Origin of the sequence: Paeniglutamicibacter sp. NPDC012692 (assembly GCF_042901625.1) — a bacterium.
Lineage (GTDB): Bacteria > Actinomycetota > Actinomycetes > Actinomycetales > Micrococcaceae > Paeniglutamicibacter.
The window spans coordinates 84,218-98,148 of the sequence record NZ_JBIBDE010000002.1; the positions used below are offsets into that span (position 1 = coordinate 84,218).

Genomic DNA, 13,931 nt, shown 5'->3' on the forward strand with positions numbered 1-13,931 from the left:
CCTGCGTGGCTGCACAAACGCATTTCAGGCCAGTGTTTCATGTTTGACCTATGTCCACGGGTTTGATGACGGCCGGCCCTGCCTTCTCCCCCGCGAAGGCGGCCCCTGCGGGTACGCTCGGCCAGGGGAACCCGGATCCGGAAACGCCCCATTCCACCGGGACGACCAACGGCGTCCAACACCGGCTCCCCGGAGCGTGGCAGGTATCCTTGTAGCCAACTCGCACGCCAAAGCCAAGGACCAACGCATGAACACCACCCCCGACAACGCCCCCGTATTCCTCGATTGCGACACCGGGATCGACGATGCCCTGGCACTTGCATACCTGCTCGGATCCGGGGCGAACCTCGTGGGCGTCGGCTCGGTCAGCGGCAACACTGATGCGTTGCAGGGCGCGACCAACACCCAGAACCTCCTGGCGCTGGCCGGACACGGGCACGTCCCGGTGGCCCTGGGGCACCACGACCCGCAGGCACGTCCCTACGGCGGCGGCGCTCCCCACGTGCACGGCCAGAACGGCATCGGCGAAGTCGAGCTGCCCGACGCCGGCCTGGAACTCGCCCCCGAGACGGCACCCGAGATGCTGGTGCGCCTGGCCCGGGCAACCCCCGGCCAGCTGCGCGTCATCGCCATCGGCCCGCTGACCAACATCGCCGCGGCGCTGCGCCTGGACCCGGAGCTTCCGGGCCTCGTCCGCGAGCTGACCATCATGGGCGGCGCCGCCATGGCACCGGGCAACATCACCCCGGCCTCCGAGGCCAACATCCACAACGACCCGGAAGCCGCAGCGGAGGTCTTCGCCGCGGATTGGGAGATCGTCCTGGTGCCGCTGGACGTGACGATGTCCCACGTGCTCGAGGAGGCCGATCTCGAACGCCTGAAGGCCAGCGAGTCCCCCGCGGTGCAGGCCGTCGGGTCGATGCTCGACTACTACTTCGACTTCTACAAGGGCGTCTTCGGCCGCCGCTGCTCGGTCATGCACGATCCGCTGGCCGCGGCCATCGCCGTCGGGCGGGTGCAGGCTACCTCTGCCCCGTACGCTCGCGTGGTCGTGGACGCCACCGACGGCCCCGGCCGCGGGCAGACCATCTGCGACCTGCGCGGGCTCTACAAGGGCTACCCCAAGCCGTCGGGCGCGCACTGCCGCGTGGTGCTGGAAGCCGAGGATGGCGCCATCGAGGAGATCATGCGCGGAACCCTGGCGCTGGCCGACGCGCAGTCGGTGGCCCGCCCGTGAAATTGCCTGTTGCCGAACTGCACATACACCTGGAAGGGACGCTGGAGCCCGAGACCATCCTGCGTCTGGCCGGGCAAAACAACATCGAATTGCCGTGGCCCTCGTTGGAGGAGCTGCGCGAACAGTACGACTTCAGCAACCTGCAGTCCTTCCTCGACCTGTTCTACACGAACATGGCTGTTCTGCGCACCGCCGCGGACTTCCAGGAGATCACCACCGCCTACCTGCTGCGCGCCCACGAATCGGGCGTGCGGCACGTTGAGTTGTTCTTCGACCCGCAGGCCCACCTCGAACGCGGCCTGACGCTGACCGAGGTGATCGCCGGGATCCGCGCGGGCCTCGACGAGGGGCTTGCCCGCTGGGGCATCACGCACCGGCTCATCGCCTGCTTCTGGCGCCATGCCCCCGCCGAATCCGCCATGGGGATCCTGCGCACCCTGGTGCAGGAGAAGCACGCCATCGACGGCATCGGGTTGGATTCCTCGGAGCTCGGCTACCCGCCGATCCTGTTCCAGGAGGTCTTCGCCTACGCCCGTGAAAACGGTTTGCACGTCGTTGCCCATGCCGGCGAGGAAGGCCCCGCCGAGTACATCGTCCAGGCCCTTGACCTGCTGAAGGTCGAACGCATCGATCACGGAATTCGCTGCCTCGAGGACCCGGCCCTGGTACAACGGCTGGTGGCCGAGCAGATGCCGTTGACCGTGTGCCCGCTCTCGAACGTGCGGCTGCGGGCGGTGGATACCATCGCCGATCATCCGCTGCGGCGGATGCTGGACCTGGGCCTGAAGGTATCCATCCACTCGGATGACCCCGCCTACTTCGGCGGCTACCTGGACGCGAACTTCGCCGCGGTCATCGGGCAGTTCGACCTGAGCCGCGATGACCAGGCGGTGCTGGCCAGGAACTCGATCGAGGCTTCCTTCCTCGACGATCCGACCAAGGCCATGCTTTTGGGCGAAGTGAACGTCTGGCTGGGATCACGCTAGATTCGAGCCAGGACCCCTGAGCAAAGCAATGCCCGCCCTGTTGAACAGGGCGGGCATTGCTTTCTCTTGCTGCGTATTGATGCGGCTTGCTTGCTACGGCACCAGGTAGTTGCTGTCCCGTGCGTCGGTGATGAGCATGTGCCCCGGGGCGTGGCCGATCGCCAACGCCGGGCGGGACTCCATGACCGCGGCCTGGGGAGTGACACCGCAGGCCCAGAACACCGGGATGTATCCCTCCGGGATCTCCACCGGGTCGCCGAAGTCGGGCTTGGACAGGTCCATGATGCCCAGTTCCTCCGGGTTGCCGATGTGCACCGGAGCCCCGTGCACCGCCGGGTAGCGGGAGGTGATACGCACCGCGTCCGCCACCTGGGAGGCGGGGATCGGGCGCATCGACACCACCATCGGGCCGCTCATGGACCCCGCGGAGGCGCTGCGGATGTTCGACTTGAACATGGGTACGTTCACGCCCTGGTCGATGTGGGCGATCTTGATGCCGCCCTCCATCAGCGCCGTCTCGAACGTGAACGAGCAGCCCACGATGAACGTCACCAGGTCATCGCGCCAGTACTCGGACAGGTCCGTGGGCTCGGCGATCTTCACGCCGTTTTCGTAGACGAAGTACTGCGGGACATCGGTGCGGATGTCCCCGCCCTTCAGCAGTTCCCCACTGGTCTCCCCCGCGTCCAGCACTCCCAGGATCGGGCATGACTTGGGGTTGCGCTGGGCGAAGAGCAGGACGTCGAACGCCTGGTCCTTGGGCACGATGATCAGGTTTGCCTGTGCATATCCAAGCGAGAAACCGGCGGTGGGGACCACCAGCCCGTCGCGGAACAGTTCGCGCGCCTCCGCAGGGGAAAGACCTGCTCGGTTTTCGGGGAGCGTGCTGGTGCGTTCGCCGGTACTCGTCATTTGGATGTCCTTTCGATGCGCATGGAGGGAGGAGAAACCTGCAGGGTTAGGCCCAGAGCTTGGCCAGGCCGGCCAGCGAGTTCCAGCCGAGGAACAGGGTCAGCAACCAGGTGGCGACACCGATGCCCAGCAGCCACTTCGGGTAGGCGTAGCCCTGCAGCAGATCCCGGCGGCGCCATGCCGCGTAGAGGAGGATCGCGAAACCAAAGGGCAGGATCAGCCCGTTGAAGGCGCCGGCGAAGATCAGCAGCGTCTGCGGGGCCTGGCCCAGGAAGAGGTAGATGACAGCACAGACACCGATGAAGGCGACGGTGATCAGGTTACGGGTGCGCTCCGGGGTGGTCGACTTGGTGATGAAGGAGACCGAGGTGTACGCGGCGCCGATCACGGAGGTCAGCGCGGCGGCCCAGAGCACGATGCCGAAGGAACGCATGCCGATCTCGCCGGCCGCGATGCCGAAGGCCTCTGCCGCTTTGTTGTCGGTGACCAGCACGGCGCCGCCGGCGACAACGCCGAGGATGGCCAGGAACAGCAGGACGCGCATGATGCCGGTGACGATGATGCCCAGGATCGAGCTCTTGGTGATGTCTCCGACGTTGTCTATGCCGGTGGCACCGGAATCCAGCATGCGGTGTGCGCCTGCGTAGGTGATGTAACCGCCGACGGTTCCACCGATCAGCGTGGTGATGATCAGGAAGTCGATCTGCTCGGGCAGCACTGCGTTTTTCAGTGCTTCTCCCACCGGAGGTGCGGCAACGATGGCCACGTAGAGCATCAGCAGGATCATGATGGCGCCCAGCAGGACCACGATCTTATCCAGGGCCATGCCCGCACGCTTGGAAAGGAAGATCAGGATGGCAACTGCCGCGGAAATTGCGCCGCCGATCTTGGGATCGATGCCGATCATGGCGTTCATGCCCAGGCCAGTGCCTGCGATGTTGCCGATGTTGAAGACGATGCCGCCGATGAAGACGAGGGCCGCCAGGACCCAACCGGCACCCGGCAGGACCTTGTTGCTCAGCTCCTGGGCGCGCAGGCCGGAAACGCCGATGATGCGCCAGACGTTCAGCTGCACGGCGATGTCCACGAGAATCGACACCACGATGGCGAAGGCGAACGATGCCCCGATCCGTACGGTGAATTCAGTGGTCTGGGTGATGAAGCCCGGGCCGATGGCGCTGGTCGCCATGAGGAACATGGCACCGAGCAGTGCCGTGCGCCGGGCTGAAGTACTGAGCTTCGGTTTTGTGGTGGGAGTAGCCATGATTCCGTCCGTCAAGAGTGCGGGTGACAGCTGTCACAGGTGGGGAGCAATGAAAGGTACATTACATGTTGTTGAACAATCATGGCAAGAGGGTTGTTCAACAATTGAGGCAATACGGGTGCGCCCACAATGCTTGGAGGCCATCTTCCTCTCATTGAATCGCTACGGCCCATCAGAGACAACACCTAGTCGCAAGGAAAACCACCATCACGGCCACGGCAGAACGAAGATACCGGAACCACCCGCTTAAGGGAGCCACCCTCCCGACCAAAACGGCGTGGTGTTACGTGGCCCAACGGCGGAACCAGAGTCCGGGACGCGCGCCAGTGAACGCGGCGCCAGGAAGCTGACGCAACATTGATGGCATGGCCCCGGGGGCAGCCATCGGGAGTCGGCAACAGATGGCCCAAACGGCAAATGCCGCCGGCATGAACCCGTTGATTCCACGGGTTCATGCCGGCGGCATTTTGGTTTTGCGGAGCCTAGTACTTGTGATCGTAGGTCAGGCAGTCGGCGTTGTCGGCACCAGGACCAACCCGAACCTCGGTGGCGGCGCACATGAGGTGCTCATTGTGGGAGCATTCGGTGCGCTGACAGGCGCCTACCGAGGCCAGAACCTTCGGCAGCCCGCCATGAACTCCGGTATCGATGAACGTGGCGCACTGCGCGTGGTCGGCGTTGCCGCCGATGGTGATTCCCGCTGCACCGCAATGCGAATGATCATTGAACGAACAATTTGCGACGGCGCACTCGGCGACGGGGACAGAAACGGCCATGATGCTCTCCCAAAGGTTGGCAGCCACGCGGAATTCGAGCCGCACTTGAACCCACCATACGCCCGGAATCGCCAAACAAATTAGTGCTGGTTTTCGGCCCTAATTTGCTTGGCACAACATCGAACCACGCCCCCAGAGTGGCATAATTTGGCCAGTCATTCATGCCTTTTTACTACGGCACCCCACCAGCACGCGTGACCACAGTCACACGACCACCCCTGTTGGTTGTAGCCTGATCGAGTGAAATTTCTCAATGACGCCCAGCCCACGCACGACCTCACCTACAGCGACACCTTCATGGTGCCCTCGCGCTCCGCAGTGGTTTCGCGAACCTCGGTGGATCTGATCACCCCGGACCAGGTGGGAACCACGATTCCCTTGGTCGTTTCCAACATGACGGCGGTGGCCGGCAAGCGCATGGCGGAGACCGTGGCGCGCCGCGGCGGAATCACCATCCTGCCCCAGGACATTTCCCTGACGGCGCTTCAAGACATGGTTTCCAAGGTCAAGAGCGCCCACACGGTGTTTGAAACCCCGATCACCGTCAAGGTCGGTGACAGCGTCTCCAGCGCGCTGGCACTTCTGGGCAAGCGTTCACACGGCGCGGCGGTCGTGTTGGACGGGCACCGACCGGTGGGGATCATCGCCGAGAAGGACTGTCTGGAGGTCGACCGGTTCACCCCCGTCCAGCAGGTCATGACCTCGGAAATCGTCACGGTTTCCAAGGACGCGGACCTGGATTCGGTCTTTGAAACACTGAGCTCCCGGCATCTGGGCATGGTGCCGGTGCTGGACGGGGAGAACTTGGCGGGGGTGCTCACCCGCAAGGGCGTATTGCGTTCCTCCATGTATGTCCCGGCCCTCGACCCGGACGGACGGCTCATGGTCGGTGCAGCGGTGGGCATCAACGGCGACGTCAGAGCCAAGACCACAGCACTGCTCGCGGCCGGCGTCGACGTCATAGTCGTCGACACCGCGCACGGGCACCAGGAAAAGATGATCGAGGCACTTCCCCAAGTGGTTGCCGCCCGCGATGAATTCACCCAGCGGACGGGGCGCAGGATTCCCGTGGCTGCGGGCAATGTCGTTTCGGCCGCGGGCACCCGGGACCTGGTGGCAGCCGGCGCCGACATCCTGAAGGTCGGAGTGGGTCCGGGAGCCATGTGCACCACGCGCATGATGACGGGCGTGGGCCGCCCGCAATTTTCCGCGGTGCTCGAGTGCGCCACCGCGGCGCAGGAGCTCGGCGCCGAGGTCTGGGCGGACGGCGGCGTGAAGTACCCGCGCGACGTCGCCCTGGCGCTGGCCGCCGGCGCGGCCTCCGTCATGATCGGTTCCTGGTTCGCCGGGACCTACGAATCCGCGGGCGATCTGGCCAGCGACGGGCAAGGCCGCCTCTACAAGGAAAGCTTCGGGATGGCATCGGCGCGCGCCGTCCAGCAGCGCACCCGGCACCAGTCAGCCTACGACAGGGCCCGCGCCGCGTTGTTCGAGGAAGGCATCTCGCACTCCCGGATGTACCTAGACCCGCAGCGCCCGGGCGTGGAGGACCTGATCGATTCGATCATTTCCGGTGTGCGCTCATCGTTCAGCTACGCAGGGGCCTCGTCCATTGCCGAGTTCCGTGAACGCGTGATCGTGGGAATCCAGTCGGCTGCCGGCTACGACGAAGGACGCCCGCGCGACACCTCGTGGTGAGGTCGGTCCGGCCGATTCCCCAAGGCACTGGTCACAGCCAGGGCACTGCGCCCTGGCTGTGCTCAAACACGAGCGATGTCTGGGTGGTTGCCACGGCGGGGTTTGCCGAGAGGTTGTCGAGCACAAACTGACGAACGTCGTTTGAATCCCTCACGGCCACGTGGATCAGGAAGTCGTCGGCGCCGCCCAGGAAAAACAGCTGGGTGACGCCCGGCTTGGCCCGCATCTCCTCGGCGAAGGTCGACATCAGGTGCCGGGCTCCCGGGCGAATCTTCACGAAGATCAACGCCTCGAGTGCGTGGCCCAGGACGACCGGATCGATTTCCAGGGTGAAACGCCGGATAACCCCGGCAGAGCGCAGGGCATTGAGCCGCGCCAGACACGTGGAAGGGGCTATGCCCAGTTCCTCGGCCAAGGAGTTGTTGGTGCGGCGCGCATTTTCGGTGAGCATGCGCAGCAGGCCACGGTCGATGTCGTCCAGTTCGACCGGATTGGTCGGTCGAAAATTCTTTGCTGTAATGGCCACCGAGCTACCCGACTTTCGCAAGCATTTCCTATTTGCATCGATAATACCGATGAAAATTCGCAAAATACCCCAACGCGCCGCAACAAAAATGGTTTGAGGTGCGCAGTGGTTGCGGTGGTTAGCCGTCTTGCCGGCGGTAGCGGATCCAAGCGAAGGTCGTGATCGCCACGACCAGCGCACCGGCGACAATCCACTGCCACCCCAATGCGATCCATGCGTAAACGACGGCCATTCCCACGGTGGAATATATGGTGGCCCAGATGAGGCAGCCGACGATGACCGAGGGAATGTACCTGGCCAAGGGCATGCGGGCCACTCCGGCACTGGCGTTGACCGCGGTCTGGATTCCCACCGTCATGAACGAGAGCGGGATGGCGAAGATCCCCCATCTTTGGATGAATCGTTCGGCACGCTGATAGATCGAGCCGGTCATCAAATGCTGGAATCTTGTGTGCTTCACTCCCGCGGCAATACCGCGACCAAGCCAGTAGGTGGTGTTGGCCCTCGCCATGGCCAATAGGAACAAGAATGCATATGCCCAACCAAAGGGTGCATCTCGTAACCAATCCATCATCAAAGCCTATCGGTGCATTGCATCTATCTGGGCGTTTGGTGAGCCATCTGACATCCAGCGCGCACCCCGGCCGATCGACCCGGACCCCGGCTGGGGCCCGGCCCAACTCGCCTTGCCCTGTTAGGGAACCGAACGGATGTTGCGCACGAGAAATGCGCCGACCAGACCGATGCAGGCAGCAACGACAAACAATGCCGAATAACTTCCAATGACCGTCACGGCAAAGAACGCCAGCGCAGGGGCAATGACCTGCGGCAGCGAGTTCGCGATATTGATGACGCCCATGTCCTTGGCCCTCGCACGCGACGACGGCAATACCTGGGTCAGCAAGGCAAAGTCGACAGCCAGATAGGCGCCAAAGCCCAACCCGAGAACCGCGGCGCCGGCAATCGCGCCGGGGAAAGTCTGGAAAACGGCGATGATCAGGGCCGAGCATGCCACCACGATGGAGGAGAAAATGACGTAGATCTTGCGCTTGCCGCTCGTGTCGCTCATCGGCCCGAAAATCACGGCACTGATGATCACCATGACGGCATACGTACCAGTCAGCACAAGGACACCACCGGCCGGATCCGGATGGCGGACCACATCCGTGAGGTAAAACAGGAGATAGACGATCGTCATCTGGTTGCCGGTGTTCATCATCAGGCGGGTCAGCCAGGCCCATCCGAAGTCCGGGTGCTTGACCGGGTTGATCCAGAAACTCTTGAGGAATTCACCCAACTTGAACGGCGCCCTGCATTCCTTGGGCAGCTGCGGATCATTCGGCCGCAGCACATAGGGGACGACCGAAACAACCAATGCCACGGCGCAGATGATGTAGCCGACGGCAACGTTGCCCGAAATCACGAATCCAACCACCGCGCCGAGAAGGATGCCGACCGTCTGGCCCATGGCCGCCAATCCGCCAACGGAACCCCGATTGGCAGATGGAACCCGGTCGGGAACAGCGGCGGTCACCGTCGAATAAGCAGCGTTGACCGAAGCCTGCAACGCGCACCAGCCAATGAGCATCAACCCGACCGTCGTGGCTCCGGAGAGCATCAGCAACGATGCCGCACCAAGAATTGCACCGGCAAGGATCCATGGAGAGCGGCGGCCCATTTTGGAAACGGTCCGGTCCGACAGGGCCCCGAACAGCGGGTTTGACACCAGCGCAACGGCCGCTCCGCAGGCCGTCACCAATGACAGGATTGCTTCCTTGCTCCCCGCATCAATGGCGGTCGCCTGCAACCCCAGCAGGACATTCAATGGCGCAAAGATGACAATGTTGATGCCCAGGTTGACCAGCACCACCGAGGTGATCCACCCGCGAGAAACCCTCTTCGTGGGCGCTTGCAGCGCTTCCGGCAGCGTGCCTGTCATACTGTCATCCATCTGCACTAGACCAACCCCGAGAGCAGGCCGGCACCGGCGCCTAGCACCAAAGCACCGATAAGCAGCCAAGTGACCAATTTTGCACGTTTACGCATTGATTCCATAATGCGTTCATCGTAAACGAGTTCTAAATGAATCAGCGACTTGCAAAGCGGAAAAGTGAGGAAGATTTCTCGATTTGGAGGATTGCCAGATTAGGCTATTGATATGAGCGAATCGGGATTCGGACCTTTGGTGTGGAGACCCAGACACCGCGGCTGGAATCTTGCTCACCACTTGTTGGCCACCTTTTTGCTGATCATCTTCCTGGGTGCGGCCGGCGCCTACGCCATCGCCCATGGAAAAGCGGCCCTTTCGACGGCGCTGCTTGCCAGCGCCGCGGCCCTTCTGCTCGGCGTGGTTTCCGCGTTCCGGCGCCCTACCCGTGACAGCCCCGTGGAAACCGCGGCGGTCGAAACCAGCACCGGCCAACGGGCGGCCACGTGGTTCCCGATCTTCAGGAGCTCGGCCATCCTGGCCGCGGTGGTGGTGGGGCTCTCCGTCGTGGTGCTCGTGGCAAGCATCGCGCTCAGTGCCCGGCTCATGTTCCTGCACGACTACAGTCCGCTGTTCCTGATCGTGCTCTTGGGCATTGCCTTGATCGGTTGCGGAGTCTTCCTGATGTTCCGGGGACTGAGGATGGCCCGCATTGCCGCGACCGCCCAGAACCCCGGGGTCTACCTCACGCGCAGCCGCATCGTGCTTTACGGTTCACGGGGCATGCACGAAATCTATTGGAACGACGTGTCATCCGTCGAAGCCGCCGATCCCCCGCAGCGACAGCCCCTGGGCAAGCGCGGACCCGCCTGGATTCTTGTCACGTGCACGGAAGAAAGCAAGGAGGGCTCCCCGCTGGCCGGTCCGTCCAAGGGCCCCAGCGGATTGCGGATCCAGGTCCACGAGCTCGCGGCGAACCCGGACGCCCTGCTCCGCACGCTGGCGCACTACCTGCAACACCCGGCGGAACGCGCCGAGCTGGGCACCGATTCGGCCTTGGCGACGGTGTCCGGGCTGGGCCCGGACACGCAGAGGCAATCGCCCGCCGTCTAGTACGGCGATCGACTGCCGGCCCCCTGCTAGCGCGCCAGTTTCTTCAACGGCACCGAAGGATCGGCGAGGGCTGCCGCGTCCACGACGATGCGCTTGTCGATGATGCGCCGGGCCGCCCGGATGGTCAGCCCGCCGTCGATGGCCGCCGCGCCAAGCATGCGGCCCCCGGCGTCGAGACGGAACGCCGCAACGGGCTCGCCGTCGACAAGCCGCAGGACGGTGCGCCCCTCGGCATTCATTTCGCCCACACCCTCGACGTGCACCCCGTGCCTGTCGGACCAGAACCACGAGGCCCCGTGCAGCGGCAATTCCTGGCCGAGCAGCGCCGCCGCCGCCGTGGCACCGGTGTTCATCGCGTGTTCCCAGTGCTCGCCGCGGCGCAACAGTTCGCCGGCGTCGGTTTGGGTCCGGGACAGGTCCCCCACGGCGTAGATGTTCGGGTGGCTGGTGCGCTGGTTTCCGTCGACGATCACGCCGTTGTCGGTCTTGATGCCCGCGGAGGCGGCCAGCTCGGCGTTCGGCACGATGCCGATTCCGACCAGCACCTCGTCGCTGGTGATTGTCCGTCCGTCGGACAGCTCGATGAGGTGTTTGCCCTCCGAACGGACAATGCGCTCGGGGGTGCCCTGGATCGTGTCGATCTCCGCGGTGGCGTGCATGTCATGCAGGCGGCGGGCCAGCTCGGGGCCCACGGCCGGCACCAGGGGCGGGTCGATCGGGTCGATCAGCGTCACGCGGGCGCCGAGTTCAAGGGCCGCGGAGGCGACCTCGGCGCCGATGAGCCCGGCCCCCACGATGGCCAGGTGGACGCCGGGGCGGAGCTTGCCGCGCAGCAGGTCCGCGTCCTGGCGGTTGCGCAGCGCCAACACCGAGTCCAGTTCCCCGCCCTCGATGGGCAGCGGCCTGGCCGAACCGCCGGTGGCAAGCACCAGGCGGTCGGCATGCAGGCGGCTGCCGTCCTCCAGTAGGACGCCCAGGGGGTCCAGCAGCAGCTCGGCGGCGGTGCCCTGGATGATGTCCACCCGGTGCTCGTCGAACCAGGATCGGGGTGCCAGCTCGATGCCCTCGGCGTCCTTGGTTCCCAGCAGGTAGGCCTTGCTCAGCGGCGGGCGGTCGTAGGGTATCCCCGCCGGGTCGATGATGCCGATGCTGCCGTCGAACCCGCGGTTGCGCAGGTTCTGTGCCACGGCAAAGCCGGACAGGCCCCCGCCAATGATGAGGATCGATTCAACGTTCATGGTGTGGGGCATGTGTCCTTCTGCTGGGGTGGTGGTTCGCCGACCTGCGTGCTGGCGGTGGTGCGTCAGGCCTTGCCGTGTTCGAAAAGCGCCTTAGACGGCCGGGGTGTCCGGGTAAAGCATCAGCTCCCCGTCCTCGACCTGGATCTTGTGGGTGCGTGCGGCGACCGTGGCCGGCAGGCAGAGCGCCTCGCCGGACTTGAGGCAGAACTTTGCGGCGTGCACGGGGCACTCGACCTCGGTGCCTTCGATCCAGCCGTCGGCAAGCGAGGCGGTCTCGTGCGTGCATTCATCGTTGATGGCGTAGAAGTTGCCGTCCTCGGCGTGGAAGACCGCGATGTCGTCCTTGGTGCCGTTTTCTTCGGCGGGAATGACGATGGCTTCGCCTTCGTCGATGCTGTCGACGGAACCGATGTTGATGGCTTCGCTCATGAGGGTGCCTCCTGGTGGTGTCATCGCCGCCGCGGACCGCACGGGGAGATAAGAACTCAATACATGTGACTCCATCATCCCGCGCAATGCCCGCCAGACCCAAAGCCTGATCGCTCACGGCGTCGAAGTCGCGGATTCCTCTGGAAGCACGCGGAACTTCGACCTAGACTCTGACCATGACGGTGGTGCAGCCCGGAGTGCCAATCGGAGTGGGTCGGCGGTCCTTTCTGCTCTTGGCCGGGGCGGGAACGCTGGCCGTGTTGTCTTCATGTACGGACCCGCTCAAGCCCAATCCGATTTCCCCGGAGCCCGTGAACCGCCCGGTGGTGATCGCCAGCAGCCTGTCCACCCCTTGGTCGATGGCACGTCGCAGCGACGGCGGCACCCTGGTTTCCGAACGCGACACCGCGCTGGTCAAGCTCCTCTCCCCCGAGGGGACGCTCGAGACCTTTGCCAAGGTGCCCGGCGTTGTCCCGGGCGGCGAGGGCGGACTGCTGGGACTCGAAACGTTGCAGGAGGGCGGCCGCGAATGGCTGTACGCCTACACAAGCACCCGGAACGACAACCGGGTGCTTCGGTTCGAGTTGGGCCCCGACGAGCTCGGGGAACCCCAACCGATTCTCGTGGGCATTCCCCGGGCCACCATCCACAACGGCGGGCGGATCAAGTTCGGCCCCGACGGCCTGCTTTATGTGGGCACCGGGGACGCAACGGATTCGGCCGCGGCACAGGACCCTGCCCGGCTGAACGGGAAGATACTGCGCCTGGATCCCGACGGCAGCATTCCCGTCGGGAATCCGTTCACCGGATCCCCCGTCTACTCGTTCGGCCACCGCAACGTGCAGGGGCTCGCGTGGGATTCGTCGCGCCGGTTTTGGGTCAGCGAGCTGGGACCGGACAAGAACGACGAGTTGAACCTGGTGGTCCCGGGCGGCAACTACGGTTGGCCGCACGTGACGGGCGCGCCCCATAGGGAAGAATTCATCGACGCGGTCCATGTGTGGAAGTCGACGGCCGACGCTTCACCGAGCGCCTTGGCGATCGTTGACGGCGCCGCCTACGTGGCGTGCCTGCGCGGGGAACGGCTCTGGAGGCTGGGGCTTCCCGCTGGCGAGCCGGCATCCAGAGGCACCCTGCCTGACGCCAGCGTGGTTCTCAGAGGGCAGGGCCGCCTGCGCGATGTGCTCGCGGTGTCCGATTCCGAGCTGTGGATCGCCACCAACGAGGGCGAAAGCTCGCGGATCGTTTCGCTCTCCCTGCCCGTTCGGAGCCCGTCCTAGAACGGTTCGGAAATCATCATCTGGTGCAGGACCAGCGGCACGACATTGCACAGCGCCCACAGGCCCAACATGGTCCAGGCCAGGACCAGCATGAAGCGCACGTGGGAACGGGGCTGTTCGATCTGGATCTTTTGGGGCGCGGTGACCTTGTAGTACACCCGGTCCGGGTTGCCGGACGGGCCCGGTTCCAGTTCGTCGAGCGCCCGGCTGTGGGCGGTGCCGTCGGCGCTGGTCCAGACAAGGCAGGCCTGGCCCTCGAGCTCGGTGACTTCGCAGGGTGCTTCGCGCCAATTTTGTTGGCTGCGGCGGGAAACCCGCGCCACCACAAAAAATCCGATGGCACCGAACAGCGCGATCCAGCCAAAGAGTTCTAGTGCAGGCCCGATGGCCGCAAGGATTTCACGCACAGCTACATGATATGGCCAGGGCCCGGTTGCGGAGGGTGGTTTCCGCAAACGCCACGCAGCCCACGCCGATCGGCGATCTTGTTGGCCAGCGCGGGCGTTCATCAAGCTGACGTTCTCGGCACAAACGGAAACCCC

At 64.5% G+C, this 13,931-nt stretch carries 14 protein-coding genes; 5 read left to right on the top strand and 9 right to left on the bottom strand.

The window, feature by feature from the left end:
• The first annotated feature begins 247 nt into the window (after nt 1–247).
• Both ACFY5D_RS08545 and ACFY5D_RS08550 read left to right on the top strand, forming a co-directional pair.
• Nucleotides 248–1,237: a nucleoside hydrolase gene (locus ACFY5D_RS08545; protein ID WP_387527838.1), complete on the top strand. Its 990-nt coding sequence runs from the start codon at nt 248–250 to the stop codon at nt 1,235–1,237.
• A complete protein-coding gene (locus ACFY5D_RS08550) occupies nt 1,234–2,223 on the top strand; it encodes an adenosine deaminase (RefSeq protein ID WP_387527840.1) in 990 nt (329 codons plus the stop codon). The genes ACFY5D_RS08545 and ACFY5D_RS08550 overlap by 4 nt, the downstream gene beginning before the upstream one ends.
• A gap of 93 nt (nt 2,224–2,316) precedes the next feature.
• On the opposite strand, the gene ACFY5D_RS08555 is transcribed toward ACFY5D_RS08550, so the two are convergent.
• The 3 genes from ACFY5D_RS08555 to ACFY5D_RS08565 all read right to left on the bottom strand — a co-directional run bounded on the left by ACFY5D_RS08555 (nt 2,317) and on the right by ACFY5D_RS08565 (nt 5,175).
• A complete protein-coding gene (locus tag ACFY5D_RS08555; protein ID WP_387527843.1) occupies nt 2,317–3,135 on the bottom strand; it encodes a putative hydro-lyase in 819 nt (272 codons plus the stop codon).
• Nucleotides 3,136–3,181: 46 nt separating this feature from the next.
• Nucleotides 3,182–4,399 carry an NRAMP family divalent metal transporter gene (locus ACFY5D_RS08560; protein WP_387527846.1) on the bottom strand — a complete coding sequence of 406 codons (1,218 nt, stop codon included), beginning with the start codon at nt 4,397–4,399 and terminating at the stop codon, nt 3,182–3,184.
• Between the two features lie 482 nt (nt 4,400–4,881).
• Nucleotides 4,882–5,175 (bottom strand): DUF1540 domain-containing protein, encoded by a 294-nt coding sequence (locus tag ACFY5D_RS08565; RefSeq protein ID WP_387529749.1) that lies wholly within the window; start codon nt 5,173–5,175, stop codon nt 4,882–4,884.
• A gap of 240 nt (nt 5,176–5,415) precedes the next feature.
• Here ACFY5D_RS08565 and ACFY5D_RS08570 point away from each other — a divergent pair, with 240 nt between their 5' ends.
• Entirely contained in the window at nt 5,416–6,873 is a 1,458-nt protein-coding gene (locus ACFY5D_RS08570) for a GuaB1 family IMP dehydrogenase-related protein (protein WP_387527849.1), read from the top strand.
• A 31-nt stretch (nt 6,874–6,904) separates the two neighbouring features.
• Here the strand turns inward: ACFY5D_RS08570 and ACFY5D_RS08575 are convergent, their stop codons facing one another.
• The 3 genes from ACFY5D_RS08575 to ACFY5D_RS08585 form a co-directional block, all read right to left on the bottom strand.
• Nucleotides 6,905–7,399: an Lrp/AsnC family transcriptional regulator gene (locus tag ACFY5D_RS08575; protein ID WP_387527852.1), complete on the bottom strand. Its 495-nt coding sequence runs from the start codon at nt 7,397–7,399 to the stop codon at nt 6,905–6,907.
• A 118-nt stretch (nt 7,400–7,517) separates the two neighbouring features.
• Nucleotides 7,518–7,973, bottom strand: coding sequence for a DedA family protein (locus ACFY5D_RS08580; RefSeq protein WP_387527854.1), 456 nt, complete (start codon nt 7,971–7,973; stop codon nt 7,518–7,520).
• A 120-nt stretch (nt 7,974–8,093) separates the two neighbouring features.
• Complete coding sequence (locus ACFY5D_RS08585) at nt 8,094–9,338, bottom strand: MFS transporter (protein ID WP_387527857.1); 1,245 nt, start codon at nt 9,336–9,338, stop codon at nt 8,094–8,096.
• A gap of 288 nt (nt 9,339–9,626) precedes the next feature.
• Between ACFY5D_RS08585 and ACFY5D_RS08590 the strand changes: the two genes are divergently transcribed.
• The gene (locus ACFY5D_RS08590; protein ID WP_387527860.1) at nt 9,627–10,439 is read left to right on the top strand and encodes a hypothetical protein; all 813 of its coding nucleotides are present in this window, start codon (nt 9,627–9,629) and stop codon (nt 10,437–10,439) included.
• Between the two features lie 26 nt (nt 10,440–10,465).
• Here ACFY5D_RS08590 and ACFY5D_RS08595 read toward each other — a convergent pair whose 3' ends face one another.
• Nucleotides 10,466–11,677, bottom strand: coding sequence for an NAD(P)/FAD-dependent oxidoreductase (locus ACFY5D_RS08595; RefSeq protein WP_387527863.1), 1,212 nt, complete (start codon nt 11,675–11,677; stop codon nt 10,466–10,468).
• Between the two features lie 93 nt (nt 11,678–11,770).
• The gene (locus tag ACFY5D_RS08600; RefSeq protein WP_209999910.1) at nt 11,771–12,109 is read right to left on the bottom strand and encodes a bifunctional 3-phenylpropionate/cinnamic acid dioxygenase ferredoxin subunit; all 339 of its coding nucleotides are present in this window, start codon (nt 12,107–12,109) and stop codon (nt 11,771–11,773) included.
• 176 nt (nt 12,110–12,285) lie between these two features.
• On the opposite strand from ACFY5D_RS08600, the gene ACFY5D_RS08605 reads away from it, so the two are divergent.
• The gene (locus ACFY5D_RS08605) at nt 12,286–13,389 is read left to right on the top strand and encodes a PQQ-dependent sugar dehydrogenase (protein ID WP_387527866.1); all 1,104 of its coding nucleotides are present in this window, start codon (nt 12,286–12,288) and stop codon (nt 13,387–13,389) included.
• On the opposite strand, the gene ACFY5D_RS08610 is transcribed toward ACFY5D_RS08605, so the two are convergent.
• Complete coding sequence (locus tag ACFY5D_RS08610; protein ID WP_387527869.1) at nt 13,386–13,796, bottom strand: hypothetical protein; 411 nt, start codon at nt 13,794–13,796, stop codon at nt 13,386–13,388. The two genes, ACFY5D_RS08605 and ACFY5D_RS08610, sit on opposite strands and share 4 nt — an antisense overlap.
• Nucleotides 13,797–13,931 lie beyond the last annotated feature (135 nt).

Coding starts and splice junctions, on each gene's coding strand:
- ACFY5D_RS08545 (WP_387527838.1), top strand. CDS start 248: ATGAACACCACCCCCGACAACGCCCCCGTATTCCTCGATTGCGACACC.
- ACFY5D_RS08555 (WP_387527843.1), bottom strand. CDS start 3,135: ATGACGAGTACCGGCGAACGCACCAGCACGCTCCCCGAAAACCGAGCA.
- ACFY5D_RS08560 (WP_387527846.1), bottom strand. CDS start 4,399: ATGGCTACTCCCACCACAAAACCGAAGCTCAGTACTTCAGCCCGGCGC.
- ACFY5D_RS08565 (WP_387529749.1), bottom strand. CDS start 5,175: ATGGCCGTTTCTGTCCCCGTCGCCGAGTGCGCCGTCGCAAATTGTTCG.
- ACFY5D_RS08580 (WP_387527854.1), bottom strand. CDS start 7,973: ATGATGGATTGGTTACGAGATGCACCCTTTGGTTGGGCATATGCATTC.
- ACFY5D_RS08585 (WP_387527857.1), bottom strand. CDS start 9,338: ATGACAGGCACGCTGCCGGAAGCGCTGCAAGCGCCCACGAAGAGGGTT.
- ACFY5D_RS08595 (WP_387527863.1), bottom strand. CDS start 11,677: ATGAACGTTGAATCGATCCTCATCATTGGCGGGGGCCTGTCCGGCTTT.
- ACFY5D_RS08600 (WP_209999910.1), bottom strand. CDS start 12,109: ATGAGCGAAGCCATCAACATCGGTTCCGTCGACAGCATCGACGAAGGC.
- ACFY5D_RS08605 (WP_387527866.1), top strand. CDS start 12,286: ATGACGGTGGTGCAGCCCGGAGTGCCAATCGGAGTGGGTCGGCGGTCC.